Origin of the sequence: Streptomyces sp. NPDC046261 (genome assembly GCF_040646235.1) — a bacterium.
GTDB lineage: Bacteria > Actinomycetota > Actinomycetes > Streptomycetales > Streptomycetaceae > Streptomyces.
In genome coordinates, this window is sequence record NZ_JBEYZU010000006.1 from 1 (window position 1) to 26,739 (window position 26,739).

A 26,739-nucleotide genomic window follows, 5' to 3' on the forward strand; every position below is an offset into this window, starting at 1 on the left:
GAAGGCCGCCAGGACGGCGACCAGCATGGCCGCGGTCTCGCCCGCCGCGAGCAGCAGCCATTCGTGCAGGATGCGGGAGCGCAGCTGCCCGGTGATTGAGGACAAGAAACGGTGAAAGGGCGGGACCGGGGAAGAACCCCCTACCCCACCACCGTCCACGTGTCGCCGCCGGCCAGCAGCGCGGCCAGGTCGCCCTTCCCCTTCTGCTCGATCGCCGCCTCCAGCTGGTCCGCCATCAGCGTGTCGTAGACCGGCCGGTCCACGCTCCGGAAGACGCCGATCGGCGTGTGGTGCAGCGTGTCGGGGTCGGCGAGCCGGGAGAGGGCGAAGGCGTTGGTGGGGGAGGGGGAGTGCGCGTCGTGCACCAGGACCCGCGCCTCGTTCTCCTCCGTGACGTCGACGACCGCGAGGTCACCGGTCAGCGGGTCGCGGACGACGCCCTTCGCGCCGTCCACGCCGAAGCGGATCGGCCGGCCGTGCTCGAGGCGGATGACGGCCTCCTCGGCCTGCTGCTTGTCCTTGAGGACCTCGAACGCGCCGTCGTTGAAGATGTTGCAGTTCTGGTAGATCTCGACGAGGGCCGTGCCGGGGTGGGCGGCGGCCTGGCGCAGGACCTCGGTGAGGTGCTTGCGGTCGGAGTCGACGGTGCGGGCCACGAAGGACGCCTCGGCGCCGATCGCCAGGGAGACGGGGTTGAAGGGCGCGTCGAGGGAGCCCATCGGCGTCGACTTGGTGATCTTCCCGACCTCGGAGGTCGGGCTGTACTGGCCCTTGGTCAGCCCGTAGATCCGGTTGTTGAAGAGCAGGATCTTGAGGTTGACGTTGCGGCGGAGCGCGTGGATGAGGTGGTTGCCGCCGATGGACAGGGCGTCGCCGTCACCGGTGACGACCCACACGGACAGGTCACGGCGCGAGGAGGCCAGGCCGGTGGCGATGGCGGGGGCGCGGCCGTGGATGGAGTGCATCCCGTAGGTGTTCATGTAGTACGGGAAGCGGGAGGAGCAGCCGATGCCGGAGACGAAGACGATGTTCTCCTTCGCCAGGCCGAGTTGGGGCATGAAGCCCTGGACGGCGGCGAGGATGGCGTAGTCACCGCAGCCGGGGCACCAGCGCACTTCCTGATCGGACTTGAAGTCCTTCATGGACTGCGCGGCCTCGGCCTTGGGGACGAGAGAAAGCGCTTCGATCGTCGTCTCGGTCGTCTCAGCCATGGTGGATGGCCTCCTTCAGCACAGTGGCGAGCTGCTCGGCCTTGAACGGCATTCCGCTCACCTGGGTGTGGGAGCGGATGTCGATCAGATATTTCGCTCGCAGCAGGGTGGCGAGCTGACCGAGATTCATCTCCGGTACGACCACCTTCTCGTAACGCCCCAGGACCGCCCCGAGGTTCCCGGGGAAGGGGTTGAGGTGGCGCAGGTGGGCCTGGGCGACGCTGCCGCCCTCGGCGCGCACGCGCCGCACGGCCGCCGTGATCGGCCCGTAGGTCGAGCCCCAGCCCAGGACCAGGGTCGTCGCCGTGCCGGAGGGGTCGTCGACCTCGACGTCCGGGACCTCGATGCCGTCGGTCTTGGCCTGCCGGGTGCGGACCATGAAGTCGTGGTTGGCCGGGTCGTAGGAGATGTTGCCGGTGCCGTCCTGCTTCTCGATGCCGCCGATGCGGTGTTCGAGGCCGGGGGTGCCGGGCACCGCCCAGGGGCGGGCCAGGGTGTGCGGGTCGCGCTTGTACGGCCAGAAGACCTCGGTGCCGTCGGCCAGCTCGTGGTTGGGGCCGGAGGCGAACTGCACCCGCAGGTCGGGCAGTTCGTCCGTCTCCGGGACGCGCCAGGGCTCGGAGCCGTTGGCGAGGTAGCCGTCGCTCAGGAGGAAGACCGGCGTGCGGTAGGTGAGCGCGATGCGTGCCGCGTCCAGCGCCGCGTCGAAGCAGTCGGCCGGCGTCCTGGGGGCCACGATCGGGACCGGGGCCTCGCCGTTGCGCCCGTACATGGCCTGCAGCAGGTCGGCCTGCTCGGTCTTGGTGGGCAGGCCGGTGGAGGGGCCGCCGCGCTGGATGTCGACGATCAGCAGGGGCAGTTCCAGGGAGACCGCGAGCCCGATGGTCTCGGACTTCAGTGCCACGCCCGGGCCGGAGGTGGTGGTGACGGCCAGCGCGCCGCCGAAGGCCGCGCCCAGCGCCGCGCCGATGCCGGCGATCTCGTCCTCGGCCTGGAAGGTGCGCACGCCGAAGTTCTTGTGCTTGGACAGCTCGTGCAGGATGTCCGAGGCCGGGGTGATCGGGTACGAGCCGAGGTAGAGCGGCAGGTCCGCCTGGTGGGCGGCGGCGATCAGGCCGTAGGAGAGGGCGAGGTTGCCGGAGATGTTGCGGTAGGTGCCCGGCGGGAAGGCGGCGGTTGCGGGGGCGACCTCGTAGGAGACCGCGAAGTCCTCCGTCGTCTCGCCGAAGTTCCAGCCCGCCCGGAAGGCGGCGACGTTCGCCTCCGCGATCTGCGGCTTCTTCGCGAACTTCCGTCGCAGGAACGACTCGGTGCTCTCCGTGGGCCGGTGGTACATCCACGACAGCAGGCCGAGCGCGAACATGTTCTTGCTGCGCTCCGCCTCCTTGCGGGAGAGGCCGAAATCCTTGAGCGCCTCGATCGTCAGCGTCGTCAGCGGCACCGGGTGCACGTTGTACGCCGCCAGGGAGCCGTCCTCGAGGGGGTTGGTCTCGTAACCGACCTTGGCCATGGGGCGCTTGGTGAACTCGTCGGTGTTGACGATGATCTCCGCGCCGTGCGGGACGTCCCCCAGGTTGGCCTTCAGGGCGGCCGGGTTCATGGCCACCAGGACGTTGGGGGCGTCACCGGGCGTGAGGATGTCGTGGTCCGCGAAGTGCAGCTGGAACGACGAGACGCCCGGGAGCGTGCCGGCCGGTGCGCGGATCTCGGCGGGGAAGTTGGGCAGCGTCGAGAGGTCGTTGCCGAACGACGCGGTCTCGGAGGTGAAACGGTCTCCTGTGAGCTGCATTCCGTCACCGGAGTCACCCGCGAAGCGGATGATCACCCGGTCGAGCCGGCGGACCTCCTTGGCGCCTGCGGGGGGCTCGGCCCCGGTCGCGGTCTGGCCGCGCTGATCGGCGGAATCGGCCTGCTCGGCCGGGCTGCTGACCTGGCTGGTCACTGCTTCGGACCTCCCTCATGGCGGCGCCGCGCACTCGGTGGCGCCGACCGGCGTTCCCCTGGCCATCGTACGTGGGCAAGGGTGGCCTTCACGGGAGGGATCAGCGGATGAACCGCAGGAAGTGCCTGTGGTATGCCCTGCTTGTCATGGTTTAGCAGGCCCCCGGGGCCGCCTTTTGAAGGCGTCCGCCCGTCAGGGGCCTGCTCGTCCCACGCGCCCGGGCCGCCGGCCGGGCTCGCCGTGGCCGGCCGCCGGTCAGGCGGTGGCCCGTCGGGGACCCGTCAGGACCGCAGGTAGGTCAGGACCGCGAGCACCCGCCGGTGGTCGCCCTCGCTCGGCGACAGGCCCAGCTTCAGGAAGATGTTGCTGACGTGCTTCTCCACCGCCCCGTCGCTGACCACCAGCTGCTTGGCGATGGCGGAATTCGTCCGTCCCTCGGCCATCAGACCGAGGACCTCACGCTCGCGCGGGGTCAGCCCGGCCAGCACGTCCTGCTTGCGGCTGCGGCCCAGCAGCTGGGCGACGACCTCGGGGTCCAGCGCGGTGCCGCCGCCGGCCACCCGGACCACCGCGTCCGCGAACTCGCGCACGTCGGCGACCCGGTCCTTCAGCAGATAGCCCACGCCCCGGCTGCTGCCGGCCAGCAGCTCCGTCGCGTACTGCTCCTCCACGTACTGCGAGAGCACCAGCACGCCCAGCTCGGGGTGGTCGCGGCGCAGCCGCACGGCCGCCCGTACGCCCTCGTCGGTGTGGGTCGGGGGCATGCGCACGTCGGCGACCACGACGTCCGGCAGGGCGTTCTCGTCGGCGAGCTCCCTGATGGACTTCAGCAGCGCCTCCGCGTCGCCCACGCCCGCCACGACCTCGTGCCCGCGGTCGGTCAGCAGCCGGGTCAGGCCCTCCCGGAGCAGGACCGAGTCCTCGGCGATGACCACCCGTACGCTGTCCTTCACGATCACGATCCACGGCCCCCTGGCGACGCTGGCTTGGCCCGCGCGCGGCGCGCGGGCGGTCCCAGCATCGCAGCATCCGGCCCCGGAACGGTGCGCTCCGGGGCCGAAGGGGTAGGTGGTGCCGCAGGTGGTGAGGGTCAGCCGCGCCAGGGCAGCTCCGCCGTCACGGTGGTCGGGCCGCCCGCCGGGGAGTCGACGAGCAGCAGGCCGTCGACCGCGTCCAGCCGCTCCGCCAGACCGGCCAGCCCGCTGCCGGAGACCGTCGAGGCGCCGCCGGCGCCGTCGTCCCACACCTGGAGCATCAGCCGGTCCGCCGAGCGCCACACGTCCACGCGGGCGGCCCGGGCACCGCTGTGCTTGCTGATGTTGCGCAGGAGCTCGGAGACGGTGAAGTAGGCGATGCCCTCGATCGCGGGCGCCGGCCGGGCCGGCAGGTCCACCTCGGCCCGTACCGGCACCGTGCAGCGCGCGGCCAGGGCCGACAGGGCCGGGCCGAGACCGCGGTCGGTCAGGATCGCCGGGTGGATGCCGCGGGCCAGGTCGCGCAGCTCCTTCAGGGCGAGCTTCACCTCGCCGTGCGCCTCGTCGACCATCTTCGCCGCCGCCTCCGGGTCCTGGAGCAGCTTCTCCTTCGCCAGACCGAGGTCCACGGCCAGGGCCGACAGCCGGGCCTGGGCGCCGTCGTGCAGCTCGCGCTCGATGCGCCGCAGGTCGGCGGCGGCGGTGTCCACGACCACCCCGCGGTCCTCCTCCAGCTCCCACACCCGGGTCGTCAGCCGCGAGGGCCCCAGCAGCCCCGTCACCAGCAGCCGGTCCACCTGGGTGGCGCCGCGGATCAGCCACGGGGTGACGAGCACCAGGGCCAGGCCGACGGCGCTGGTGACACCGATCTCGAAGGGGTTGTCCAGGTACAGGGCCCGGCCGCTGTCGTCGCCGAACACCTGCAGCCCCGGCTGGTCGGTGTACGCCGGCAGCGTCCACTGCCACGCCGGGTACAGGAACAGCGTCCAGCTCAGCGACGCCGCCACCACCGCCAGCGTGAAGCCGAAGATCGCCCACGGCAGGTACAGCACCCCGTAGAGCAGGTGCCGCCAGGACGTGCCGTCCTTCAGCAGCGCCGCCACCCAGCCCATCAGGCCGCCGCCCCCCTTGGTCCCGGGCCGGCGCCGGGGCCGTACGGGCGCCGGGGAGGCGACGTCCAGGCGCAGCAGCCCCCGGGCCCGCAGCCGCTCGAACGCGCCCAGCCCGCGCGCCCCGGCGAGCGTGCCCGCCAGCACCGGCACTCCCAGGAAGGTGATCAGCAGGCCGACGCCGAGGGTGGTCAGCGTGACGGCGTACGAGAACATGACCACCGCCACGGGCAGGCCCGTCAGGAGGTACAGGAACTCGCGCCAGGTGCGGCCCTCCACAGGCGCGCGCAGCGCGGCGGGCACCCGGTGGGGCCGGGACGCCGTCGCCGGCGCGTGGGGTGTTCCGTAGTCGATGGCCATGTCCTCGTCCTCGTCCGTCCTCGTCGTCCGCTCCGCGGTGCCTGCCCGCCCGGTGTCTTCCGGCTCCCTTCAAGGCTCCTCCGCGAAGGGGGCCCGGACCATGCGGCGGGTCGGTGTCCTGGGGGTGGGGCTGTCCCCACCCCCAGGGGGCGGCGGGCCGTCAGCCGGCCGTACGGTCCCGCCACGGCAGCTCCGCCGTGACGACGGTGGGACCGCCGGCGGGGGAGTCGACGACGAATACCCCGTCCACCGAGCCCAGCCGCTCCGCCAGCCCGGCCAGGCCGCTGCCGGCGCCGGTCGTGGCGCCGCCCTGACCGTCGTCGCGGACCTGGAGCATCAGCCGGTCCCCCCGCCGCCACAGCTCCACGCCGGCACTCCGGGCACGGCTGTGCTTGCTGATGTTCTGCAGGAGCTCGGAGACGGTGAAGTAGGCGATGCCCTCGATCGCGGGCGCCGGGCGGGCCGGCAGGTCCACGGCCACCTTCACCGGGACCGTGCAGCGGCCCGCCAGCGACGACAGGGCAGCGTCCAGACCGCGGTCGGTCAGGATCGCCGGATGGATGCCGCGGGCCAGGTCGCGCAGCTCCTGGAGGGCCAGCTTCACCTCGCCGTGCGCCTCGTCGACCATCTTGGCCGCCGTCTCCGGGTCCTCCAGCAGCTTCTCCTTCGCCAGGCCGAGCCCCATCGCCAGGGCGACGAGCCGGGCCTGGGCGCCGTCGTGCAGGTCACGCTCGATGCGCCGCAGGTCCGCGGCGGCGGTGTCCACGACCACCCCGCGGTCCTGCTCCAGCTCCGCGATGCGCCGCTCCAGCTCGCTCGACGGCGACAGCAGCCCGCGCACCATCGCCCGGTCCAGGTTCGTCAGACCCCGCGCGAGATGGCCCAGAACCGGCCATGCGACGAACAGCGCGACCAGGGTGATGGCGAACGTGAGAACACCCCATGGCAAACGGATGAACGAATACAGCGTGCTGCGCCACGCCACCGGGTCCTTCAGCGTCGTCCACAGCCAGCCGAAGAACCCCCCGTTGCCGCCCCTGCGCCGCAGGTCGCGCGGGAGCTGGCTGGGCTCGTCGATCCGTACGCCCAGCAGCGTGCGCGCCCGCTTGCGCTCCATCCGGCCCATCAGCCGCGCGCCCATCAGGCCGACCGCCAGCAGCGGCAGCCCCACGACCGTGATCGACAGCACCGCGCCCGCATACAGCCAGGTGGAGACGTAGACGAAGCCGATCAGCGCCTCCGGCAGATTGAGCAGGAGGTGCGCGATCTCCTTCCAGGTCCAGGAGCGGAAGGCGAAGTGGACGGGAGGCAGCCGGTCCTCGTCCTGGGGGCCGGCTTCGCGGGCGATCCGGCTGGTCGCGATATGGGCGGTCATATCGCAAGCCTGCCCCGGGCGGGCGGGCCACCGCCATGGGGGTCATGGGTGCGGCCCGGTGGGGATAACCCCACCTCCGGCCGGACAGCGCTGCTCACCCCGGCCGTGGCAGGGCCTAGACTCGCGTGCGTACAGATCGTCGAACAAACAGGACAGGGAGCGAGGGGCGGACGTGCCGGAGGCGACCGTGCGCACCAGGAGCGCCGATGTCCAGCTCGCGGCGGACTACTTCCACAGCTATACGGTGGTAGGGCTGATCGCCGTGGTCGGCGTGCTCTTCGTCGCCGTGGCCTTCGGCGCCTCACGGCTGCTGCGGCCGGTGGTGCCGACGCCCGAGAAGCTGCTCACGTACGAGTGCGGGGTCGACCCCGTCGGCGAGGGCTGGGCGCACACACAGGTGCGGTATTACGTCTATGCCTTCCTGTACGTGATCTTCGCGGTGGACTCGATCTTCCTGTTCCCGTGGGCGACGGTGTTCGCCGCCCCCGGCTACGGCGGAACGACGCTGGTGGAGATGTTCATCTTCCTCGGCTTCCTCGCCGTGGGCCTGTTGTACGCATGGAAGAAGGGCGTCCTCGAATGGACGTGACACCCGCCGTGGACCTGCCGGAGCCGCGCCGCCTCGGCCCGCTGGCGCGCCTCGCCCCCGAGCCGATGAAGGTCGTGCTGAACTGGGGCCGCCGCTACAGCCTGTGGGTCTTCAACTTCGGGCTCGCCTGCTGCGCGATCGAGTTCATCGCGGCCTCCATGGCCCGCCACGACTTCATCCGCCTCGGCGTCATCCCCTTCGCGCCGGGCCCCCGCCAGGCCGACCTCATGATCGTCTCCGGCACCGTGACGGACAAGATGGCCCCGGCCGTCAAGCGGCTCTACGAGCAGATGCCCGAGCCGAAGTACGTCATCTCCTTCGGCGCCTGCTCGAACTGCGGCGGGCCCTACTGGGACTCGTACTCCGTGACCAAGGGCGTCGACCAGATCATCCCGGTGGACGTGTACGTACCGGGCTGCCCGCCGCGGCCCGAGGCGTTGCTGCAGGGAATCATCAAGCTTCAGGAGAAGATCGCGCGGGAGTCGCTGGCCGAGCGGTACTCGCCGCCCTCGGCGGCGGCCCTGCGCAGCGGCCTGGTGACGCCACCCCCGGCGCCGCCTTCGCAGGAGACGGACCGATGAGCGAGCCGACCGAGCCGACCGCGCCGATCGAGCCCGGCGCGACGGAGGCCCCCGCCCCGGAGCCGGCCGTGGGCTGGCTGCCCGGCGCGGCCGCGGAGCTGTTCGGCGAGGGCGCGACCGCCGAGGAGGCGTACGGCCTGCTCACGGTCGACGTCCCCGCCGCGTCCTGGATCACCGCGCTCGAGACCGCCCGCGACCGGCTCGGCTGCACCTTCTTCGACTGGCTCAGCGCCGTCGACGAGCCCGGTACGGGCTTCCGCGTGAGCGCGCACGTCGCGGCCCTGCCGGCCGGCGGCGAGGGCACGCGCCGCCTCCTCCTGCGCACGACGGTGCCGCACGAGGCCCCGGCGCTGCCCACGGCCGTGGGCGTCTACGCCGGCGCGGCGTGGCACGAGCGCGAGACGCACGAGATGTTCGGCGTCGACTTCACCGGCCACCCCCACCTGGTGCCGCTGCTGCTGCCCGAGGGCTTCGAGGGCCACCCGCTGCGCAAGGACTTCGTCCTCGCGGCACGCGTGGCCAAGGCGTGGCCCGGCGCGAAGGAACCGGGCGAATCGGCGGAAGGCGGCCCGAAGCGCCGCCAGATGCTCCCCCCCGGCGTCCCCGACCCCAACGAATGGGGCCCCCTCAAGGGCCAACTCCCCCCGGCCCCCGCCCGCCCGACCCGCACCCCCCGCGCGGCGGGCGCCGCAGGCGCGGCAGAGCGCCCGGTACGCCGCGCCCGCAGCGCGGGCGAGGCGGAGGGCGCGGCTGCGGCGCCGCGGCGTGCGCGGTCGGTGAGCGAGGGCTCGGCGAGCCAGCAGGCGGAGGGTGCGGCTGCGGTGCCGCGGCGTGCGCGGTCGGTGAGTGAGGGTTCGGCGAGTCAGCAGGCGGAGGGTGCTGCGCCTGCTGCGCGGCGTACGCGCTCTGCGGGTGAGGGCTCGGCGAGTCAGCAGGCGGCGGAGGGTGCTGCGCCTGCTGCGCGGCGTACCCGCTCTGCGGCTGAGGGCTCGGCGAGTCAGCAGGGCACTGCAGGGCCTGAGCCCACGGGCTCCCGCCCGGCTCCCCGCTCTGCCGACGCCCCCTGGCACCACGCCGTCCCGGCCTTCGACGAACCGCCCACGAAGCCCGAACCGGAGACCGAACCCCAGCCCGCGAAGCCGGCCACAGACACCCCCCAGCCCGAGACCGAGCCCGCTCCTGCCCGCCGCGACGGCGATCAGCCGACCCGGCGCAGCCCGGCGGCGCCGAGCTCCCCGGCGGACCCCGAGGCCCCGGCGGCACCGGCGGCACCGGCGGTGCCCGAGGTCCCGGCCCCGGCTGCGGACGAGGTCGAGCCCGCTCCTTCCCGCCGCGACGGCGATCAGCCCACGCGGCGCAGCCCGGCGGTGCCAAGCTCACCGTCCCCCGAGGCCCCGGCCGAACCGGCCGCCCCGGCCGCCCCGCGCACCGGCGAAAGCCCCGCCGCAGGCGAACCCGGTACTGCCGCCGCCGAAGGCGGCGATGGCGAGCCCCAGACCGACACGAACCCCGCCGGAGGCGAGCCCGCATGAGCAGCAGCGACACTCTCGACGTCGTCCTGCGACTCCTGGCCGTGTTCGCCGTCTTCCTCGTGCTGCCGCTCGTGATCGGACAGACCGAGCACAAGGTGATGGCCCACATGCAGGGCCGCCTCGGCCCGATGTACGCCGGTGGGTTCCACGGATGGGCGCAGCTCGTCGCGGACGGTGTGAAGTTCGCGCAGAAGGAAGACATCGTGCCCGCGGGCGCGGACCGTAAGATCTTCCAGCTCGCGCCCGCCGTGGCGCTGCTGCCGTACCTGCTCGTCCTCGTGGCGATCCCGGTCGGGCCCGGCAACGCCGTCGGCCAGTTCATCGACGCCGGCATCTTCTTCGTCCTCGCCGTCATGGGCGTCGGCGTACTCGGCTCGCTGATGGCCGGCTGGGCGTCGGCGAACAAGTTCTCCCTCCTCGGCGGTCTGCGGACCGCCGCCCAGCTGATGGCCTACGAGCTGCCGATGCTGCTCGCGGCGGCCTCCGTCGCCATGGCGGCGGGCACGGTGTCGCTGCCGGGCATCGTCGACGCCTTCCACTGGTGGTGGGTGCCGTGGCAGATCGTCGGCGGGGTCGTCTTCTTCACCGCCGGGCTCGCCGAGCTGCAGCGGCCGCCGTTCGACATGCCGGTCGCCGACTCGGAGATCATCTTCGGTGCGTACACCGAGTACACCGGCCTGCGCTTCGCGATGTTCCTGCTCGCCGAGTACGCGGGCATCGTGGTGCTGTGCGGCCTGACGACGGTGCTGTTCCTCGGCGGCTGGCACGGCCCGTTCGGGGCCGAGGGGCTCGGCTGGCTGTGGACGCTGCTCAAGACGGCGGTCCTGGCCTTCGTCGTCATCTGGCTGCGCGTGACGTATCCGCGTCTGCGCGAGGACCAGCTGCAGAAGCTGGCCTGGACCGTCCTCATTCCGCTCGCCCTCGCGCAGATCGCGCTGACCGGCGTCGTCAAGGTGGTGACCCAGTAATGCCCATTCCCGGCTCCGGCCTGGCCAAGGGCCTGGCCGTCACCCTCCGCACGATGACCCGCCGGTCGGTCACCGCGCAGTATCCGGACGTCCAGCCCGAGCTGCCGCCCCGCACCCGGGGCGTCATCGGGCTGTTCGAGGAGAACTGCACGGTGTGCATGCTGTGCGCCCGCGAGTGCCCCGACTGGTGCATCTACATCGACTCCCACAAGGAGACGGTGCCCGCCGCCACCCCGGGCGGCCGTGAGCGCAGCCGTAACGTCCTCGACCGCTTCGCGATCGATTTCGCGCTGTGCATGTACTGCGGCATCTGCATCGAGGTGTGCCCCTTCGACGCGCTGTTCTGGTCGCCGGAGTTCGAGTACGCCGAGACCGACATCCACGATCTCACCCACGAGCGGGACAAGCTCCGCGAGTGGATGTGGACCGTGCCCGAGCCGCCCGCGCTCGACGCGGCGGCCGAGGAGCCGAAGGAGATCGCGGCGGCCCGTAAGACGGCCGAGAAACTGGCCGCACAACAAGCACAGGCAGAGGCAGAGGCCCAGGCCCAGACCCAGGAGAAGGAGGGAGAGGCATGACCGGCACGGCCACCGCGCTCGCCGCGGACGCGCACGGCTTCCTTTCCCCGACGGGCGTGGAGATCGCCTTCCTGCTGGTCGGCATCGTCACCCTCGGCGCGGCGGTCATCACCGTCACCACCAAGCAGCTGGTGCACGCCGCCCTCTGGCTGGTGGTGGCGCTCGGCGGGCTCGCCGTGGAGTACCTGCTGCTGACGGCGGAGTTCATCGCCTGGGTACAGGTGCTGATCTACGTCGGCTCGGTCGTGGTCCTCCTCCTCTTCGGGCTCATGCTCACCAAGGCCCCCATCGGCCGCTCCCCGGACGCCGACTCGGCCAACCGGTGGCCCGCCCTCGGCGTGGCCGTCGCGGCCGCCGCCGCCCTCGTCTGGGTGGTCGTGGACGCCTTCCGCGCGACCTGGATCGGCCTCGACGGCGCGCCGCAGGGCACCACCAAGGTCTCCGGAGAGATCCTCTTCCGGCACTGGGTGCTGCCGTTCGAGGCCCTGTCCGTACTGCTGCTCGCCGCGCTCGTCGGCGCGATCGTCCTCTCCCGCAGGAAGAACGAGGAGCGCTGATGCATCTCGTCTACCCGGCCGTCCTCGCCGCCCTCCTCTTCTGCGTGGGCCTGTACGGCGTACTGGCCCGGCGCAACGCGATCCTCGTCCTGATGTCCGTCGAGCTGATGCTCAACGCCGTCAACCTCAACCTCGTCGCCTTCGACGTATGGCTGCGCGACGAGCTGCACGCGGGCCAGGCGCTCACCCTCTTCACCATCGCCATCGCCGCCGCCGAGATCGGCATCGGCCTGGCGATCGTCCTGCTCGTGTACCGCAACCGCGGCACCGCGGACGTCGACCGTCTCCGCGACCTCGGCGAGGACGCCCCCGAACCCGGAACCGAACGCGCAGACCGCGAGGAGAAGGCCGAGGCCGCCGCGTGAGCACCACGACCACCGCCGTTCTCGTCCCCCTGCTGCCCTTCCTCGGTGCCCTCGCCGGCCTGCTGCTCGGCCGCCGCGCGCCCGGGTTCGTCCGGCCCCTGGCCGTGCTCCCGACGCTCGCCTCCGCCGTCCTCGCGGCCGTCGTCGCCTGGCGGCAGGGCGGCGGCACCGGCGAGGCGGCCCTGGACGCCGCCATGCGGCTCACCCCCACCGGGTCCGTGCCGATCGACCTCGCCCTGCACCTCGACGGCTTCGCCGTCCTGGTCGCCGTGCTCGTCGGCGCGGTCGCGACCTGTGTGCAGCTGTACTCGACCGCCTACCTGCGCGACGACCCCCGCTACCCCTCCTACGCGGCCCTCGTCTCCCTCTTCACCTCCGCGATGCTGCTCGTCGTCTACTCCGGCGACCTGATGGTGCTGCTGGTCGGCTGGGAGATCATGGGCATCTGCTCGTACTTCCTCGTCGGCCACTACTGGGAGACCGAGGCCGCACGGGCCGCCTCCCTGAAGGCATTCCTGGTCACCAAGCTCGGCGACGTCCCCTTCCTGATCGGCATCTTCGCGCTGGCCGCCGACGCCGGAACGTTCCGCGTCAACGGCATCCTCACCGCCGCCGTCTCCGGCGGCATCGAGCACCCCACCCTCGTCGCGCTGCTGCTGCTCGCCGGAGTCGCCGGCAAGTCCGCGCAGTTCCCGCTGCACACCTGGCTGCCCGACGCGATGGCCGGCCCCACCCCGGTGTCCGCGCTGATCCACGCCGCGACGATGGTCGCGGCCGGCGTCTACTTCATCGCCCGGCTCCTCCCCGTCTTCACCGCCTCGGCGGCGGCACTGGTCGTGCTCGCCGTCATGGCCGCCGTCACCATGGTCGGCTCGGCGCTCGCCGCCCTCGCCCAGGACGACATCAAGCGCGTCCTCGCCTACTCCACCGTCGGCCAGCTCGGCTACATGACCGGCGCCCTGGCCGTCGGCGACCGCGGTGCCGCCGTCTTCCACCTCATCTCGCACGGCGCGTTCAAGGCGCTCCTCTTCCTCGGGGCAGGCGTGATCATCCACGCCGCCGGCACCAACTCGCTCGCCGCGATGGCCCGCATGAACGGCCTCGCCAGGCGCATCCCCGACGCCTACTGGACGATGACCGTCGCCCTGCTCGCGCTCGCCGCGATCCCCCCGTTCAGCGGCTTCTTCTCCAAGGAAGCCGTCCTCGGCGCCGCCGAGCACGCCGCCACCGGCGACGGGCCCGGCATCCCCGGCGCGGCGGGCTGGACCGTGCTGATCGCCGGCCTGGTCACCGCCCTCCTCACCGCCGGCTACGCCACCCGCCTGTGGTTGCTCGCCTTCCACGGCAAGGGCACCGAGGCCGCCGACCACGGCAGGGAGCCCCTGGCCATGAACGCCGTGCTGTGGGTCCTCTTCCTGCCCACCATCGCCCTGGGCCTGGCCGCCTGGAAGCTGCCCGACTGGTTCGACGGCGGCTCCCTGACCCCCACGCTCACCACCTCCGTCCTCTCCACCGGCTGTGCGCTCGCCGGCGTGATCGTCATGTACGCGGCCTGGCGCCGCGCCGAAGCGCTCACCGCCCGCACCCCCCTCGGCGCCGTCGCCGCCGACCCCGGGCGCGCCCCGTACATCTCCGAGGAAGAGACCATCGCCTCCCACGAGGCCGCCTACGGCACCATCGCGGGAGCCCCCGACCCCGCCGACCCCGGCAGGCTCCTCCTCGGCCCCCTGCACCGGCACGCCGTCACCGGCTTCCGGCTCGACGCCGTGTACTCCGCGCTCTTCGTCCGGCCCGTGCGCGGCGCCGCCCGGCTCGCCCGCTTCCTCGACCGCGAGGTCGTCGAGGCGTACGTGCGCGGCGCGGGCACCGCCCCCCGCCTGCTCGGCGCGGCCGTCCGCCGCGCCCAGACCGGCAATGTGCAGACCTACCTCAGCGCCCTGCTCGCCGGCTCCGTCGTCCTGGCCGTCGCCGCCGTTCTCGTAGCCACCGGAGCCTGACCATGAGTCACACCGTCATGCAGATCCTCCTCGCTGCGATCGTCGTCGTCCCCCTCGTCGGAGCCGTCGCCGCCCTGCTCCCGGCCCCGCCCGGCCTCAAGGGCAAAAGCCCCGAGCAGGCCGTACTGCGCCACGGCGTCACCGTCACAGGCGCCGTGCTCGCGCTGTCCATCGCCCTCGCCGCCGGCTTCGACCACGACCGCCCGGCACGCATGCAGGCGACCACCGACATCAGCTGGATCCCGGCCCTGGGCATCCGGATCCACCTCGGCGTGGACGGCGTCTCGCTCCCCCTCCTCGTCCTGACCGCGCTGCTGACCTTCCTCTGCGCGCTGTACAGCTACTTCAAGATGCCCACGGGCCCGTCCCCCAGGGCATTCGTCGCGCTGCTCCTCGTCCTCGAGGCCGGCACCCTCGCGACCTTCGCCGTCCTCGACCTGATGCTGTTCTTCCTCGCGTTCGAGATGGTGCTCATCCCGATGTACTTCCTCATCGCCCGCTGGGGCGGCGAGGGCAGGGAACGCGCGGCGTGGCGGTTCATCCTCTACACCCTGCTCGGCTCCGTCGTGATGCTGCTCGGCCTCCTCCTCATCGGCATCAAGGGCGGCACCTTCGACATGGTGGCACTCGCCACTGACAACGGCGCCGGGCTCAGCCACACCACGCAGGTCATCGCGGTTCTCGCCATCGGCGCCGGGCTCGCCGTCAAGGCCCCGATGTGGCCCCTGCACAGCTGGCTGCCCGACGCCCACACCGCCGCCCCCACGGTCGGCTCGGTGCTCCTGGCGGGCGTGCTGCTGAAGATGGGCACGTACGGCTTCGTCCGCATCGTCCTGCCCATCACCCCCGAAGGCGCCCACACCTTCGCGCCCTACCTGGCCGCCTTCGCGGCCGTCGGCATCGTCTACGGCTCCCTGGTCTGCCTCGCGCTGGCCCGTTCCGGCGCCAAGGGCGACCTCAAGCGGCTCATCGCCTACTCCTCCGTCGGCCACATGGGCTTCGTGCTGCTCGGCATCGCGACGCTGACCCCCACCGGCGTGAACGGCGCGCTGTTCGCCAACATCGCCCACGGCCTGATCACCGGCCTCCTCTTCTTCCTCGTCGGTGCCATCAAGGACCGCTACGGCACCAGCGACCTCGACAGCCTCTCCGGCGCCACCGGTGCCGCGCTCTACGGCCGGGCCCCCCGCCTGGGCGGCCTCCTGGCCTTCGGCGCCGTGGCCTCTCTCGGACTGCCGGGACTGGCCGGGTTCTGGGGCGAGATGCTCGCGATGTTCGCGTCGTTCCGCCCCGCCGAGGGCCTCAGCCGCCCCGCCTTCCTCACCTTCATGGCCCTGGCCGGCCTCGGGACGCTGCTCACGGCGGCGTACATGCTGGTCGTCGTCCGCCGGGTGTGCATGGGCGGCGACGGGGACGGGGACGGTGTCACGCCCGCCACCGCCGCCACCGCGGGCAAACCGCTCGCCGACGTCCGCCCGTACGAGCTCGCCGCCTGGACCCCGCTCGTCGTCCTCACCGTTCTCGCCGGACTCTGGCCCGCGGCCCTCATCGGCCTCAGTGACCCGGCCGTTCAGCAGCTCCTCGCAGGAGGCAACTGATGGGCTCCATGGTCCAGTCCGTCGACTGGCTCGCCATCGCCCCGCCCACCGTCACGGCCGTCGTGGCCCTGGCGATCCTGGTGGCCGACCTCTTCCTCCCCGAGGGCCGCAAGCCCCTGCTGGGCTGGATCGCCATGGCCGGCCTCGTCCTGGCGGGTCTGTCCCTGCTGCCGTTGCTGGACGGCGACCGCTCGACCTTCTGCCTGACGGGCACGGACGCCGGCGACGCCTGCAGCTATACGGCGGACCACTTCACGCTCGTCATCCAGCTCCTGGTCCTCGGCGGCGCTCTGCTGACGGCGCTTCTGTCCGTCGGTGCGATCGCCGACTTCAAACTTCCCGCGGGCGAATTCTGGTTCCTGCTGCTGTCCTCCGCGGCCGGCGCCGCCCTGCTGCCCGCCTCCCGCGACCTCGCCACCCTCGTCGTGGCCCTGGAAGTGGCCTCGCTGCCCGCCTTCGCCCTCGTCGGCCTGCGGCGCGGCGACAGGCGCTCCTCCGAGGCGGCGCTGAAGTTCTTCCTCTCCTCGGTCACCGCGACCGCCGTCACCCTGCTCGGCGTCAGCTTCGTCTACGCGGCCACCGGCACCCTGCACCTCACCCAGGTCGCCGACGGCCTCACCCACGTCGACCCGCGCCTGGCCGTCCTCGCCAAGGCCGGCGTCGCCCTGACCCTGGTCGGCTTCGCCTTCAAGACCGCGGCCGCCCCCTTCCACTTCTGGGTGCCCGACACCTACGTGGGCGCACCCCTGCCGATCGCCGCCTACCTGTCGGTCATCGGCAAGGCCGTCGGCTTCACCGGCCTCATCCTGGTGACCGTCGTCGCCTTCCCCTCGTACTCCGCGGTGTGGGCCCCGGCCCTCGCCGTCCTCGCCGCGCTCACCATGACCGCAGGCAACGCCGCCGCGCTCCGCCAGCGCCCGGACCGCCGCCACAGCGCCGTCCGCCTGCTGGCCTGGTCCTCCGTCGGCCAGGCGGGCTACCTGCTCGTCCCCATCGCCGCCGCCGGCTACGCCGACGACCCCTCCCGCGCCATCGGCTCCACCGTGGCGTACGCCCTGATGTACGCCGCCGTGAACCTCGGCGCCTTCGCCGTCGCCGCCCTGGTCGCCCGCACGAGCCCGGCCCACCGCATCGCCGACTACCGCGGCCTGTACGCCCGCCACCCGCTGGCCGCCCTCGCCCTCGGCTTCTTCCTGCTCTGCCTCGCGGGCCTGCCGCCGGGGATCATCGGGCTCTTCGCCAAGGTCACCGTCTTCTCGGTGGCGGTCGACGCCGGGCTGGGCTGGCTGGCGGTCGTCATGGCCGTCAACGTCGTGATCGCCCTGTACTACTACCTCCAGTGGACGGCGGTGCTGTTCCGCGGCGCCGAGGAGCCGGGCCAGCCGGGCCAGCCGGGGGAGCCGGAGAAGCGGGGACGGCGCGTCCCCGCCCCGCTCACCGTGGCCATCACCCTGGCCGCCGTCCTGGGCGTGGCCCTCTCCGGTGCCCCCCAGCTGGTCCTGCGCTTCGCCTCGCAGGCGCTGCTGTAAGCGGCATCACCCGAATGGCGCGGCCCCCGGCACAGTGCACAAGGGAACTAGCGGCCCTCGTCTGGCGTTGACCTGTTCGAAAGGTTCCACTGGTTCAAGGGTTCCCCTGCCGCACCATTTGGAGGGCGTACCGTGCACCGCCGGCACAACGGGCTCAGGACAGCAGTGCTCCTCGGGGGGCTGTCCGCGCTCATCATCGTCATCGGCAGCATGTTCGGGCGTACGGGCCTGATCGTCGCGGTCCTGGTGGCGCTCGGCACCAATGCCTACGCCTACTGGAACAGCGACAAGCTCGCTCTGCGGGCGATGCGCGCCCGGCCGGTCAGCGAGTTCGAGGCGCCCCAGCTCTACCGCATGGTCCGCGAGCTCTCCACGGCCGCCCGCCAGCCGATGCCCCGCCTCTACATCTCCCCGACGGAGGCCCCCAACGCCTTCGCCACCGGCCGCAATCCGCGCAACGCCGCCGTCTGCTGCACCGACGGCATCATGCGCCTCCTGGACGAGCGTGAACTGCGCGGCGTCATCGGCCATGAACTGAGCCACGTCTACAACCGCGACATCCTCATCTCCTCCGTCGCCGGCGCGCTCGCCTCGGTGGTGATGTTCCTGGTCAACTTCGCCTGGCTGATCCCCATCGGCCGCTCCGACGACGACGAGGGCCCCGGCATCCTCGGCATGATCATGGTGATGATCCTCGGGCCCGTCGCGGCATCCCTCATCCAGCTCGCCGTCAGCCGCTCCCGCGAGTACGAGGCGGACGCCTCCGGCGCCCGCATGACCGGCGACCCCCTCGCCCTCGCCTCCGCGCTGCGCAAGCTCGAGACCGGTACGCAGCGGCTGCCGCTGCCGCCCGAGCCACGGCTGGAGACGGCGAGCCACATGATGATCGCGAACCCGTTCCGTCCGGGGGAGGGCATGTCGAAGCTCTTCTCCACCCACCCGCCGATGCGCGAGCGCATCAGCCGCCTGGAGCAGATGGCCGGCCACCGCAACCCCTGACCGGCCGCACCGCCGACGGGCCTAGGTGGTGAGGGGCTGGCCGTTGTACTTGCCGCCCTGGCAGACCTTCTTGATCTTCGGCGACAGGACGCCGCCGGCGGGGTCGAGCGAGAAGTCGGGAAAGCCGCCGCCGTCGATGCACGTCCGCACGTCGGTGTCCGTGGGGGCGGCCGCGGCACGGCCGGCGCCCGGCGCGAGCGCCAGCACCGCGACGGCGACCAGCACACCGCCGGCCGTTCGGGGTCCACGCATGGGGGAGCTCCTCTTCGTCGTCCCGTGGAAGGGCTTGGCCCACCTTGACCACACGGGGCGGCATTCCGCGCGCTGTGCTGCGCCGTACGGGGAACGGAGCGGCTCAGCCCTCGCCGCGGATGGCCTGGACGCAGCGCGCCAGCAGGGCGCGCAGGCTCTCCTGCTCCTCCGCCGTGAACGCGTCGGCGAGGCGGCGCTCGATGCGTACGGCCTGCCGGTCGGCGAGCTCGACGGCCTGCTTGCCGGCGTCGGTCAGCCGGGTCTCCAGCATCTTCTGGTGCCACGGATGCGCCGACCGCTCGATGAGTCCGCGCCCTTCGAGGTTCTTGAGCACGGCCGTCATGGCCTGCGGGGTGACGAGACAGGCGCGGGCCAGCGCGGCCGCGGACATGCCCGGGTTCTGCGACAGGGCCAGCAGGGCCGCGTACTGGGCGACGGTCAGGCCGGCTTCCTTCACCGCGCCGCTCTTGGCGGACATCAGGGCGTGCTCGGCGCGCTTGATGTCCAGGCCGAGCCGGCTGTCAGGGGCCATGTCCATGGGGAGGACCCTACCGTCCGAACACACGTCGACCCCGGGCCGTCCGAGCACCACCTCGTGCGCTTCCCCGCGCGAGCCCATCGCGCCAAGTGCCACTGCTGTGCGCCTGTTCGACGTCTCGGCGGGCTGCGACCGTCGGACCAGGCGCGCCCCGCGCGGGGTGGCCGGGAGGCGGCGAGGAGGGAGGTGACAGCGATGGTGCTCCTCGACCTCCAGATCATGGAGACGGCAGGGGGCCACGAGGACCCGATGGCGTTCAGTGGCGACGGCAGCGGACTCAGCCTGCTGCTTTGCGACGAAGAACCACCGTGAGAGAGGCCGGGGGCATCCACGTGATGCTCCCGCCTTATGGAGCCTGCGCGGTCCGGCCGAACCCCCAGACGCCCCCTAGGTACTTCCTCAGGGTCCGCCACCTGCGAGAACGTGCAACCCGGTGTTGACGCACACGCGTCTCAGTAGCCGGAGCATCGGTCACGTGGAAGGCTGTACATCATGAGGTTCATCCTGAATATCATCTGGCTGGTCCTCTGTGGGCTCTGGATGGCGATCGGCTATGTCGTCGCGGGCGTCATCTGCTGCGTCCTGATCATCACCATTCCGTTCGGCATCGCGAGCTTCCGCATAGCCTCCTACGCCCTGTGGCCCTTCGGCCGGACGACGGTTGAACGGCGCGACGCCGGCGCGGGCTCCCTCATCGGCAATGTCATCTGGTTCGTCTTCGCGGGATGGTGGCTGGCGCTCGGCCACATCGTCACCGGCATCGCGCTGTGCGTGACCATCATCGGAATCCCGCTCGGCATCGCGAACTTCAAGCTGATCCCGGTCTCGCTGATGCCGCTCGGCCGTGAAATCGTCCCGACGGACCGGCCGTTCGCCACCCGCTGAGCGAGCGCGCGTACGCGCCGGCGACCCGGCGAAAGCGGCGAGGGCGCGCCCGGAGCGGTGGTGAACACCACTCCGGGCGCGCCCTTTCGGCATGCTGCGCGGGCCGTCCCGCCGCTGTTCAGCGGTAGTTGACGAACTGCAGCGCGAAGTCCAGGTCCTTGCCCTTGAGAAGGGCCTGGACGGCCTGGAGGTCGTCGCGGCTCTTCGAGGACACGCGGAGCTCGTCACCCTGGACCTGGGCCTTGACGCCCTTGGGGCCCTCGTCACGGATGATCTTGGCGACCTTCTTCGCGTTCTCCTGGGAGATGCCCTCCACGATCGTGGCGAAGAGCTTGTACTCCTTGCCGGAGGGCTGCGGCTCGCCGGCGTCCAGGGCCTTCAGGGAGATGCCGCGCTTGATCAGCTTGGACTGGAAGATGTCGAGAACCGCCTTGACCCGCTCCTCGGCGTTGGCGCGCATCTCGATCTTCTCGCCCGACCACTCGATCGAGGCGCCGACGCCCTTGAAGTCGTAGCGCTGCGAGATCTCCTTGGCGGCCTGGTTGAGGGCGTTGTCGACCTCCTGCCGCTCGACCTTCGAGACGATGTCGAAACTGGAGTCGGCCATATTGAGTTGGCTCCTCGTACGTAGATCCATCAGGGGGTGCGGCCGGTGGCCGCGCAGCCAGCCTAGTCACCCGGGGCGGGATCGAGGGGCTGTGAACCGAGTGGCGGACCACCCCAGGTCATCGGGTATGGTTTACGTCGTTGCCACGGAGCAGCTCGAAAGAGCGACCGAGACGACAACCCATGGCGGTGTGCCCGAGTGGCCAATGGGAGCGGACTGTAAATCCGTCGGCTTAGCCTACCCAGGTTCGAATCCTGGCGCCGCCACGGACTGAGGCCCCTGACCTGCGAAGGTCAGGGGCTTCTTTCGTCGTCGTTTCGTTGTCGCCCGCTAGCCCGCCGCGGCCTTGACGGCCTCCGCCACCGGCGTGCCGCCGCCGATCAGCTCCAGCGTGCGGCCCGCCGTGCCCGGCTCGTCCAGCACCGCCGCCAGCACCGCCGCCACGTCGTCCCGGGACACCTCGCCGTGGCCCGTGGAGCCGGCCGACAGCTCCACCAGGCCCGTACCGGGATCGTTCGTCAGACGGCCGGGGCGCAGAACCGTCCAGTCGAGGCCGGCCCGGGCGCGTACGTCGTCGTCCGCGGCGGCCTTCGCGCACAGGTAGGCGGCGAAGACCGGGTCCGTGCCCGGCGGGGGTTCGCGGTCGGCGCCCATGGACGAGACGATCACGAAGCGCCGCACCCCGGCGGCCTCCGCCGCGTCGGCGAAGAGGCCGGCCGCCGCCCGGTCGACGGTGTCCTTGCGCTCGATGCCGCTGCCCGGGCCCGCCCCGGCCGCGAACACGGCGGCGTCGGCTCCCTCCAGGTGCCGGGCGACGTCCTCCACGGATGCCGACTCCAGGTCGGCCACGACCGGCTCGGCGCCCGCCGCCAGCAGGTCTCCCGCCTGTTCAGGGCGGCGGACGATGCCCGCCACCTCGTCACCGCGCCCGGCGAGCAGCCGCTCCAGCCGCAGCGCGATCTGACCATGTCCTCCAGCGATGACAATGCGCATGATCCGACCGTACGCCGGAGGTCACCGCTCGGGATCCCCGCCGCGCGGCGACTGGCGGGGCAGGTCCAGCGCCACCGTGGCCCGGTCGTCGGCCTGGACGTCGCCGTACTCCCGTACCGCGCTGGTCCGGGCCACCACCCGCCCCCGGTGGACCACGAGCCGGCTGTAGCCGAGCGAGAGGACCCCCGCGATCCCGCCGCCCCGCACGGCCAGCAGCTCCGCCGGGAAGCCCGCCTCCACCCGTACCTCCGGAAGGCCCATCGCCGCCCGGGCCCGCCCGCTCACGGCCTCGTACGCCTGCTCCGGGCTGAGCTCGCCGTGCGAGGCCAGCAGGAAGGCGGCCTCCAGCGGGTCGCCGCGCCCCACCGGGTTGGCGGCGTCGCGCAGCGCGCCGCTGCCCGCCGCCACCCGCACGCCCGCCGCCCGCAGCAGCCGTACGGGGGCGCACCACGCGCCGTGGCCGCCGCCCAGCGCGCCGCAGTCGCCCTGCGGCAGGCAGATCACGGTCACGCCGGCCGCCGCGAGCTGCTGGCCCGCCCGTACGGCCTGGTCGTGCGGCAGGCGCGCCAGCCCTCCGCAGGGGCCGATGGAGACCCCGGGGCGCAGTCCGCCGGCCATGGCGGCGAGCCGGGCCAGGCGGGTGGGGTCGGCGCCGTCCGTGTGCAGGTCGACGGCGCAGCCGTGCTCGGCGGCGATCGCCAGCACGGTCTCGGCGTAGCCGGTCGGGTCCGGGTCGAGGTCCGGGCAGCCGCCGACGACCGTGGCGCCCATCTTGACCGCGTCCCGCAGCATCGCCAGGCCGTCGGCGCCGGCCACCCCGGTCAGCAGCCGCGGGACGGCCACCACGCTCAGCTCGGTGAGCCCGGCCAGCGCCCGCCCGGCCTGGAGCACGGCCTCCAGCGAGCGCAGCCCCTGGACGTCGCCGACGCGGACGTGGGAGCGCACGGCGGTGGCGCCGTGGCCCAGTTGCAGCAGGGCGGCCTCGGTCGTGCGGCGCTGGACGTCCTCGACGCCGAAGGTCAGCGGCCCGGCGTCGGCCGTGAGCGCGGTGTCGCAGTGGGCGTGGGGCTCGGCGGGCGCGGGGAGCAGGACGTAGCCGGTGAGGTCGACGCGCGGGCCGGGGGCGAGGCTGCCGGCCGTGCCGACGGCCTCCACGCGCCCGCCGCTCAGACGCACGTCCACCACCCGGCCGTCCGCCAGCCGGGCGCCGCACAGCACCAGGACGCCGTCGCCGGGCGTGGTGGCGGCGGCGTCGCCGTCGGGACTTCTCGCGGGCTGCGGCTGACTGTCGGGCATCGCGATCCTCCGGGTGGCCGGGGCGGGCATGATCACGCAGCGCTCCGAGCGTAGGCCGGGTACGAAGCCGGTTCGAGCAGGCGCCGAATAGTCGTACTGGTGTGGTTCTCGTGACCGATGGGGAGACAGGGCCGGCGGGCAGGGAGCGGGATCTCCGGATCGGGCGGCCCACCGGCCTGCGCAAGGGCCCCGGCGCCGGTGCGGGGAAGGCCCTCGTGGGGGCGGCCCGATACGGATTTCACCTTCGGCGGCAGACCGTGTAATGTCTTCCTCGCTCGCCCCAATAGCTCAGTCGGCAGAGCGTCTCCATGGTAAGGAGAAGGTCAACGGTTCGATTCCGTTTTGGGGCTCTGGTGTGTGAGGTTTCCCCGTCTTCGGACGGGGAAGCTCTCCCTCATCAAAGCGGTGTAGCTCAGTCGGTAGAGCAAGCGGCTCATAATCGCTGTGTCACCGGTTCAAGTCCGGTCACCGCTACACACAGTAGCCGATTGTGGGGTCGGTCCTCCGATCGGCTACTCTTTTCTGCGTTAATCCGTCCATTCCGTCAAGGAGCACTCACGTGGCTGCCACCGACGTCCGCCCGAAGATCACGCTGGCCTGCGTGGAGTGCAAGGAGCGGAACTACATCACCAAGAAGAACCGGCGCAACGACCCGGACCGTCTTGAGATGAAGAAGCACTGCCCTCGTTGCAACGCCCACACGGCGCACCGCGAGACCCGCTAAACGCGAACGTTCATGAGGCCGTCCCCAATTTCTGGGGGCGGCCTCATGGCGTATGTACCCACGGAATCCCAGTCCACTGCAGGAGGTGCCGAGCCCATGGCGCTCGACCAGTCCTTCGTCGGACGGACCTATCCGGCCACCGATCCCTATGAGGTCGGCCGGGAGAAGATCCGCGAATTCGCCGAGGCCGTCGGCGACGCCAATCCGGCGTACACCGACCCCGAGGCCGCCAGGGCGCTCGGACACCCCGATGTGATCGCTCCGCCGACGTTCGTCTTCGCGATCAGTTTCCAGGCCGCCGGGCTCGTCATCAGGGACCCGCAGCTGGGCCTGGACTACGACCGTGTGGTGCACGGCGAGCAGAAGTTCGCCTACACCCGCCCGGTCGGCGCGGGCGACCGGCTGACGGTCACCTCCACGATCGAGTCGATCAAGTCCCTGGCCGGCAACGACGTGCTGATGGTCCGTGGCGAGGTCCACGACGCCGACGACCAGCACGTGGTGACCGTCCACACGAAGCTGGTGGCGCGCGCCGCCGAGGAGGCGTGATGGCCGCCACGATCCCGTACGACGCGGTGGAGGTCGGCACCGAGCTGCCCGCCCAGTCCTTCCCCGTGACCCGTGCCACTCTCGTCCGCTACGCGGGTGCCTCCGGCGACTTCAATCCGATCCACTGGAACGAGAAGTTCGCCAAGGAGGTCGGGCTGCCGGACGTCATCGCGCACGGCATGTTCACCATGGCCGAGGCGATCCGCGTCGTCACCGACTGGGTCGGCGACCCGGCCGCCGTCATCGACTACGGGACGAAGTTCACCAAGCCCGTCGTCGTGCCGAACGACGACAAGGGCGCGACCATCGAGGTCAGCGCCAAGGTCGCCGCCAAGCTCGACGACGAGGCCCGTACGGTCCGCGTGGACCTGGTGGCCATGAGCGACGGCCAGAAGGTGCTGGGCATGGCCCGCGCCGTGGTCAAGCTCGCCTGAGCAGCAGACCCAGGTAAGGGGCGCCCGCAAAAGCGGGCGCCCCTTACCCATTGACTCCTTAGTGAGTGACCACTAACTTACTGCCCATGCCCAGGATGACCGCCGAAGAGCGCCGCGAGAGCATCATCCGCGCCGCGATGACCGAATTCGCGCGCGGGGGCTACCACGGCACCTCCACCGAGGCGATCGCCCGCCGCGTCGGGGTCTCCCAGCCGTACCTCTTCCGGCTCTTCCCCGGCAAGCAGGCGATCTTCCTGGCCGCGGCCAACCGCTGCCTGGAGGAGACCCGGCTGCTCTTCGAGGAGGCGCGCAAGGACGCCGCGTCGCCCGAGGAGGCCCATCGCCTGATGGCGGAGGCCTACCTGGCGGACACCGACCCCGACCAGCTGCTGTTCCAGATGCAGATCTATGTCGCGGTCGCCTCCGCCGAGGCCGCGGGGGACCACGAGTTCGGCCGCACGATCAGGGAGATCTGGCTGGAGTTCTGGGACTCCGTCCACCTTGCCCTCGGGGCGGACCAGAAGGAGACCACCGAGTTCTGGGCCTACGGGATGCTCATCAACACCCTGCTGGCCCTGGGCTTCCCGGGGGATCACCGCGTCTGGGCCGGCTTCCCCCTCGCCAAACCCCGCTAGACCGACAACGGGGGCATCTGGGCATCGGCACGCCCCAGAAAATTAGTAAGCAATAACTAACAAACAAACCAACCAGGGGGGAAGTAAGTGCAGCACCACCCACCCACATCCCGCTCGGGCGCCATCTGGGCCCTGATCATCACCAGCGCCGCCGGCTTCATGGCGGCTCTGGACAACCTCGTCGTCACCACCGCCCTGCCCTCCCTCCGCGCGGACCTCGGCGGAGGGCTGGAGGAGCTCGAGTGGACGGTGAACGCCTACACCCTCACCTTCGCCGTCCTGCTGATGCTCGGCGCGGCGCTGGGCGACCGGTTCGGCCGCCGCAGGCTCTTCCTCGTCGGCCTCGCGATATTCACCGCCGCCTCGGCCGCGGCCGCGGCGGCACCCGGCATCGACAGCCTCATCGCCGCCCGCGCCGTCCAGGGCGCGGGAGCGGCGATCATGATGCCGCTGACCCTCACCCTCCTCACGGCCGCCGTCCCCGCCGAACGACGCGGCATGGCCTACGGCATCTGGGGCGCGGTCAACGGCCTCGCCGTCGCCTGCGGCCCCCTCGTCGGCGGCGGCCTGACCGAGTACGTCTCCTGGCACTGGATCTTCTGGCTGAACGTCCCGCTCGGCCTGGTCCTCCTGCCGCTCGCCCGCTTCCGCCTGAACGAGTCGTACGCCCCGGGCGCCCGCCTCGACCTCCCCGGCACACTCCTCGTCAGCGGCGGCCTCTTCGGCATCGTCTACGCCCTGGTCAAGACCCCGGCAGACGGCTGGACCAGCGCCCCGGTCCTCACCGGCCTGCTGGCCGGAACCGCGCTTCTGGGCTGGTTCGTCCACCACGGCAAGCACCACAAGGCCCCCATGCTCCCCATGCGCCTCTTCCGCAACCGGGCCTTCAGCGCGATCAACGCCGCGAGCCTCCTGATGTTCCTGGGCATGTTCGGCTCGATCTTCCTGCTCAGCCAGTTCCTCCAGAACGTGAACGGCTACTCGCCCACGGAGGCGGGCCTGCGCATGCTGCCCTGGACGGGCATGCCGATGATCGTCGCGCCGCTCGCCGGCTACCTCTCCGACCGTGTCGGAGGCCGCCCCGTGGTCACCGCCGGGCTGGCGCTCCAGGCCCTCGGCCTGGCCTGCTTCGCCGTCGTGATCGAGGCCGACCTCTCCTACGCGGCCCAGCTCCCCGCCCTGATCCTCAGCGGCATCGGCATGGCCCTGTACTTCGCGCCCGCCGCGAACCTGGTGATGTCCAGCGTCCGCCCCGCCGAGCAGGGCATCGCCTCCGGCGCCAACAACGCCCTGCGCGAAGTGGGCGGCGCCCTGGGCGTGGCCGTCATGGCCTCCGTCTTCTCCGCGCAGGGCGGCTACGAGTCCGCCGCGAGCTTCACGGACGGCATACGCCCGGCCCTGTGGGCAGGAGCGGCGGCGGTGGCCCTGGCGGCGGCAGCGGCGGCACTGCTCCCGACAGGGAAGCAACGCGAGCCGCAAACGGACCGCATCCCGGCCAGGGTCTGAGAACGAACGGGAGGGCGACGGCGGCGGAGGGGGTCGTTCCGGAATGCTGCCGGATA

At 72.0% G+C, this 26,739-nt stretch carries 28 protein-coding genes and 3 tRNA genes; 21 read left to right on the forward strand and 10 right to left on the reverse strand.

Features of this window, described 5'->3' with window-relative positions:
- Positions 1 to 140 precede the first annotated feature (140 nt).
- From ABZ956_RS13215 to ABZ956_RS13235, 5 genes are all read right to left on the reverse strand, one after another.
- Positions 141 to 1,211, reverse strand: coding sequence for a 2-oxoacid:ferredoxin oxidoreductase subunit beta (locus ABZ956_RS13215; protein WP_361891503.1), 1,071 nt, complete (start codon positions 1,209 to 1,211; stop codon positions 141 to 143).
- The gene (locus tag ABZ956_RS13220) at positions 1,204 to 3,153 is read right to left on the reverse strand and encodes a 2-oxoacid:acceptor oxidoreductase subunit alpha (RefSeq protein ID WP_361891506.1); all 1,950 of its coding nucleotides are present in this window, start codon (positions 3,151 to 3,153) and stop codon (positions 1,204 to 1,206) included. The genes ABZ956_RS13215 and ABZ956_RS13220 overlap by 8 nt, the downstream gene beginning before the upstream one ends.
- A 281-nt stretch (positions 3,154 to 3,434) precedes the next feature.
- Complete coding sequence (locus ABZ956_RS13225) at positions 3,435 to 4,106, reverse strand: response regulator transcription factor (protein ID WP_361892434.1); 672 nt, start codon at positions 4,104 to 4,106, stop codon at positions 3,435 to 3,437.
- Positions 4,107 to 4,243: 137 nt separating this feature from the next.
- Complete coding sequence (locus ABZ956_RS13230) at positions 4,244 to 5,596, reverse strand: sensor domain-containing protein (protein ID WP_361891509.1); 1,353 nt, start codon at positions 5,594 to 5,596, stop codon at positions 4,244 to 4,246.
- 160 nt (positions 5,597 to 5,756) lie between these two features.
- Complete coding sequence (locus ABZ956_RS13235; RefSeq protein WP_361891511.1) at positions 5,757 to 6,971, reverse strand: sensor domain-containing protein; 1,215 nt, start codon at positions 6,969 to 6,971, stop codon at positions 5,757 to 5,759.
- A 172-nt stretch (positions 6,972 to 7,143) separates the two neighbouring features.
- Here ABZ956_RS13235 and ABZ956_RS13240 point away from each other — a divergent pair, with 172 nt between their 5' ends.
- The 11 genes from ABZ956_RS13240 to htpX all read left to right on the forward strand — a co-directional run bounded on the left by ABZ956_RS13240 (position 7,144) and on the right by htpX (position 18,264).
- Positions 7,144 to 7,560 carry an NADH-quinone oxidoreductase subunit A gene (locus tag ABZ956_RS13240; protein WP_361891514.1) on the forward strand — a complete coding sequence of 139 codons (417 nt, stop codon included), beginning with the start codon at positions 7,144 to 7,146 and terminating at the stop codon, positions 7,558 to 7,560.
- On the forward strand, positions 7,551 to 8,141 hold the full coding sequence (locus ABZ956_RS13245) for an NADH-quinone oxidoreductase subunit B family protein (RefSeq protein ID WP_361891517.1): 591 nt from the start codon (positions 7,551 to 7,553) through the stop codon (positions 8,139 to 8,141). Before ABZ956_RS13240 ends, ABZ956_RS13245 begins: the two co-directional genes overlap by 10 nt.
- On the forward strand, positions 8,138 to 9,673 hold the full coding sequence (locus ABZ956_RS13250) for an NADH-quinone oxidoreductase subunit C (RefSeq protein ID WP_361891519.1): 1,536 nt from the start codon (positions 8,138 to 8,140) through the stop codon (positions 9,671 to 9,673). Before ABZ956_RS13245 ends, ABZ956_RS13250 begins: the two co-directional genes overlap by 4 nt.
- Positions 9,670 to 10,641, forward strand: a complete 972-nt coding sequence (locus ABZ956_RS13255) for a complex I subunit 1 family protein (protein ID WP_361891522.1) — start codon at positions 9,670 to 9,672, stop codon at positions 10,639 to 10,641. Before ABZ956_RS13250 ends, ABZ956_RS13255 begins: the two co-directional genes overlap by 4 nt.
- Positions 10,641 to 11,219: an NADH-quinone oxidoreductase subunit I gene (locus tag ABZ956_RS13260; RefSeq protein ID WP_361891525.1), complete on the forward strand. Its 579-nt coding sequence runs from the start codon at positions 10,641 to 10,643 to the stop codon at positions 11,217 to 11,219. The genes ABZ956_RS13255 and ABZ956_RS13260 overlap by 1 nt, the downstream gene beginning before the upstream one ends.
- Positions 11,216 to 11,776, forward strand: coding sequence for an NADH-quinone oxidoreductase subunit J (locus tag ABZ956_RS13265; RefSeq protein ID WP_361891527.1), 561 nt, complete (start codon positions 11,216 to 11,218; stop codon positions 11,774 to 11,776). Before ABZ956_RS13260 ends, ABZ956_RS13265 begins: the two co-directional genes overlap by 4 nt.
- Positions 11,776 to 12,141, forward strand: a complete 366-nt coding sequence (gene nuoK, locus ABZ956_RS13270) for an NADH-quinone oxidoreductase subunit NuoK (RefSeq protein WP_361891531.1) — start codon at positions 11,776 to 11,778, stop codon at positions 12,139 to 12,141. The genes ABZ956_RS13265 and nuoK overlap by 1 nt, the downstream gene beginning before the upstream one ends.
- Positions 12,138 to 14,138: an NADH-quinone oxidoreductase subunit L gene (locus tag ABZ956_RS13275; protein ID WP_361891533.1), complete on the forward strand. Its 2,001-nt coding sequence runs from the start codon at positions 12,138 to 12,140 to the stop codon at positions 14,136 to 14,138. Before nuoK ends, ABZ956_RS13275 begins: the two co-directional genes overlap by 4 nt.
- Positions 14,139 to 14,140: 2 nt before the next feature.
- Positions 14,141 to 15,736: an NADH-quinone oxidoreductase subunit M gene (locus ABZ956_RS13280; protein ID WP_361891536.1), complete on the forward strand. Its 1,596-nt coding sequence runs from the start codon at positions 14,141 to 14,143 to the stop codon at positions 15,734 to 15,736.
- The gene (locus ABZ956_RS13285) at positions 15,736 to 17,265 is read left to right on the forward strand and encodes an NADH-quinone oxidoreductase subunit N (RefSeq protein WP_361891539.1); all 1,530 of its coding nucleotides are present in this window, start codon (positions 15,736 to 15,738) and stop codon (positions 17,263 to 17,265) included. The genes ABZ956_RS13280 and ABZ956_RS13285 overlap by 1 nt, the downstream gene beginning before the upstream one ends.
- 132 nt (positions 17,266 to 17,397) lie before the next feature.
- The gene (gene htpX, locus ABZ956_RS13290) at positions 17,398 to 18,264 is read left to right on the forward strand and encodes a zinc metalloprotease HtpX (protein WP_361891542.1); all 867 of its coding nucleotides are present in this window, start codon (positions 17,398 to 17,400) and stop codon (positions 18,262 to 18,264) included.
- 21 nt (positions 18,265 to 18,285) lie between these two features.
- Here htpX and ABZ956_RS13295 read toward each other — a convergent pair whose 3' ends face one another.
- Both ABZ956_RS13295 and ABZ956_RS13300 read right to left on the reverse strand, forming a co-directional pair.
- On the reverse strand, positions 18,286 to 18,516 hold the full coding sequence (locus ABZ956_RS13295; protein WP_361891545.1) for a hypothetical protein: 231 nt from the start codon (positions 18,514 to 18,516) through the stop codon (positions 18,286 to 18,288).
- A 103-nt stretch (positions 18,517 to 18,619) separates the two neighbouring features.
- Complete coding sequence (locus ABZ956_RS13300) at positions 18,620 to 19,054, reverse strand: MarR family transcriptional regulator (protein ID WP_361891548.1); 435 nt, start codon at positions 19,052 to 19,054, stop codon at positions 18,620 to 18,622.
- A gap of 195 nt (positions 19,055 to 19,249) precedes the next feature.
- Between ABZ956_RS13300 and ABZ956_RS13305 the strand changes: the two genes are divergently transcribed.
- Both ABZ956_RS13305 and ABZ956_RS13310 read left to right on the forward strand, forming a co-directional pair.
- Positions 19,250 to 19,366 (forward strand): SapB/AmfS family lanthipeptide, encoded by a 117-nt coding sequence (locus ABZ956_RS13305; protein ID WP_361892437.1) that lies wholly within the window; start codon positions 19,250 to 19,252, stop codon positions 19,364 to 19,366.
- Positions 19,367 to 19,546: 180 nt separating this feature from the next.
- Positions 19,547 to 19,939: a YccF domain-containing protein gene (locus tag ABZ956_RS13310; RefSeq protein ID WP_361891551.1), complete on the forward strand. Its 393-nt coding sequence runs from the start codon at positions 19,547 to 19,549 to the stop codon at positions 19,937 to 19,939.
- 118 nt (positions 19,940 to 20,057) lie between these two features.
- On the opposite strand, the gene ABZ956_RS13315 is transcribed toward ABZ956_RS13310, so the two are convergent.
- Entirely contained in the window at positions 20,058 to 20,546 is a 489-nt protein-coding gene (locus ABZ956_RS13315; protein WP_361891554.1) for a YajQ family cyclic di-GMP-binding protein, read from the reverse strand.
- Between the two features lie 184 nt (positions 20,547 to 20,730).
- On the opposite strand from ABZ956_RS13315, the gene ABZ956_RS13320 reads away from it, so the two are divergent.
- A tRNA-Tyr gene (locus ABZ956_RS13320) sits at positions 20,731 to 20,812 on the forward strand.
- Positions 20,813 to 20,876: 64 nt separating this feature from the next.
- Here the strand turns inward: ABZ956_RS13320 and ABZ956_RS13325 are convergent.
- A complete protein-coding gene (locus tag ABZ956_RS13325; protein WP_361891556.1) occupies positions 20,877 to 21,539 on the reverse strand; it encodes an NAD(P)H-binding protein in 663 nt (220 codons plus the stop codon).
- A 21-nt stretch (positions 21,540 to 21,560) separates the two neighbouring features.
- Positions 21,561 to 22,835, reverse strand: coding sequence for an amidohydrolase family protein (locus ABZ956_RS13330; protein WP_361891558.1), 1,275 nt, complete (start codon positions 22,833 to 22,835; stop codon positions 21,561 to 21,563).
- A gap of 277 nt (positions 22,836 to 23,112) precedes the next feature.
- Between ABZ956_RS13330 and ABZ956_RS13335 the strand changes: the two genes are divergently transcribed.
- The 7 genes from ABZ956_RS13335 (at position 23,113) to ABZ956_RS13365 (ending at position 26,683) form a co-directional block, all read left to right on the forward strand.
- Positions 23,113 to 23,185, forward strand: a tRNA-Thr gene (locus ABZ956_RS13335).
- Positions 23,186 to 23,236: 51 nt separating this feature from the next.
- Positions 23,237 to 23,309: transfer RNA gene (locus ABZ956_RS13340), tRNA-Met, on the forward strand.
- 85 nt (positions 23,310 to 23,394) lie between these two features.
- Positions 23,395 to 23,559: a 50S ribosomal protein L33 gene (gene rpmG / locus ABZ956_RS13345; RefSeq protein WP_004571794.1), complete on the forward strand. Its 165-nt coding sequence runs from the start codon at positions 23,395 to 23,397 to the stop codon at positions 23,557 to 23,559.
- Between the two features lie 96 nt (positions 23,560 to 23,655).
- Entirely contained in the window at positions 23,656 to 24,108 is a 453-nt protein-coding gene (locus tag ABZ956_RS13350; protein ID WP_361891561.1) for a MaoC family dehydratase N-terminal domain-containing protein, read from the forward strand.
- Positions 24,108 to 24,542, forward strand: coding sequence for a MaoC family dehydratase (locus tag ABZ956_RS13355; protein ID WP_361891564.1), 435 nt, complete (start codon positions 24,108 to 24,110; stop codon positions 24,540 to 24,542). The genes ABZ956_RS13350 and ABZ956_RS13355 overlap by 1 nt, the downstream gene beginning before the upstream one ends.
- Before the next feature lie 86 nt (positions 24,543 to 24,628).
- Entirely contained in the window at positions 24,629 to 25,177 is a 549-nt protein-coding gene (locus ABZ956_RS13360; RefSeq protein ID WP_361891567.1) for a TetR/AcrR family transcriptional regulator, read from the forward strand.
- Positions 25,178 to 25,264: 87 nt separating this feature from the next.
- Positions 25,265 to 26,683 carry an MFS transporter gene (locus tag ABZ956_RS13365; RefSeq protein ID WP_361891570.1) on the forward strand — a complete coding sequence of 473 codons (1,419 nt, stop codon included), beginning with the start codon at positions 25,265 to 25,267 and terminating at the stop codon, positions 26,681 to 26,683.
- Positions 26,684 to 26,739: the final 56 nt, after the last annotated feature.

Bases quoted from the DNA above. Each gene is read 5' to 3' on its own strand.
- ABZ956_RS13215 (WP_361891503.1), bottom strand. From the start codon at position 1,211: ATGGCTGAGACGACCGAGACGACGATCGAAGCGCTTTCTCTCGTCCCC.
- ABZ956_RS13230 (WP_361891509.1), bottom strand. From the start codon at position 5,596: ATGGCCATCGACTACGGAACACCCCACGCGCCGGCGACGGCGTCCCGG.
- ABZ956_RS13235 (WP_361891511.1), bottom strand. From the start codon at position 6,971: ATGACCGCCCATATCGCGACCAGCCGGATCGCCCGCGAAGCCGGCCCC.
- ABZ956_RS13245 (WP_361891517.1), top strand. From the start codon at position 7,551: ATGGACGTGACACCCGCCGTGGACCTGCCGGAGCCGCGCCGCCTCGGC.
- ABZ956_RS13250 (WP_361891519.1), top strand. From the start codon at position 8,138: ATGAGCGAGCCGACCGAGCCGACCGCGCCGATCGAGCCCGGCGCGACG.
- ABZ956_RS13255 (WP_361891522.1), top strand. From the start codon at position 9,670: ATGAGCAGCAGCGACACTCTCGACGTCGTCCTGCGACTCCTGGCCGTG.
- ABZ956_RS13260 (WP_361891525.1), top strand. From the start codon at position 10,641: ATGCCCATTCCCGGCTCCGGCCTGGCCAAGGGCCTGGCCGTCACCCTC.
- ABZ956_RS13265 (WP_361891527.1), top strand. From the start codon at position 11,216: ATGACCGGCACGGCCACCGCGCTCGCCGCGGACGCGCACGGCTTCCTT.
- nuoK (WP_361891531.1), top strand. From the start codon at position 11,776: ATGCATCTCGTCTACCCGGCCGTCCTCGCCGCCCTCCTCTTCTGCGTG.
- ABZ956_RS13280 (WP_361891536.1), top strand. From the start codon at position 14,141: ATGAGTCACACCGTCATGCAGATCCTCCTCGCTGCGATCGTCGTCGTC.
- ABZ956_RS13285 (WP_361891539.1), top strand. From the start codon at position 15,736: ATGGGCTCCATGGTCCAGTCCGTCGACTGGCTCGCCATCGCCCCGCCC.
- ABZ956_RS13295 (WP_361891545.1), bottom strand. From the start codon at position 18,516: ATGCGTGGACCCCGAACGGCCGGCGGTGTGCTGGTCGCCGTCGCGGTG.
- ABZ956_RS13300 (WP_361891548.1), bottom strand. From the start codon at position 19,054: ATGGACATGGCCCCTGACAGCCGGCTCGGCCTGGACATCAAGCGCGCC.
- ABZ956_RS13305 (WP_361892437.1), top strand. From the start codon at position 19,250: ATGGTGCTCCTCGACCTCCAGATCATGGAGACGGCAGGGGGCCACGAG.
- ABZ956_RS13310 (WP_361891551.1), top strand. From the start codon at position 19,547: ATGAGGTTCATCCTGAATATCATCTGGCTGGTCCTCTGTGGGCTCTGG.
- ABZ956_RS13315 (WP_361891554.1), bottom strand. From the start codon at position 20,546: ATGGCCGACTCCAGTTTCGACATCGTCTCGAAGGTCGAGCGGCAGGAG.
- ABZ956_RS13325 (WP_361891556.1), bottom strand. From the start codon at position 21,539: ATGCGCATTGTCATCGCTGGAGGACATGGTCAGATCGCGCTGCGGCTG.
- ABZ956_RS13330 (WP_361891558.1), bottom strand. From the start codon at position 22,835: ATGCCCGACAGTCAGCCGCAGCCCGCGAGAAGTCCCGACGGCGACGCC.
- ABZ956_RS13350 (WP_361891561.1), top strand. From the start codon at position 23,656: ATGGCGCTCGACCAGTCCTTCGTCGGACGGACCTATCCGGCCACCGAT.
- ABZ956_RS13355 (WP_361891564.1), top strand. From the start codon at position 24,108: ATGGCCGCCACGATCCCGTACGACGCGGTGGAGGTCGGCACCGAGCTG.
- ABZ956_RS13360 (WP_361891567.1), top strand. From the start codon at position 24,629: ATGCCCAGGATGACCGCCGAAGAGCGCCGCGAGAGCATCATCCGCGCC.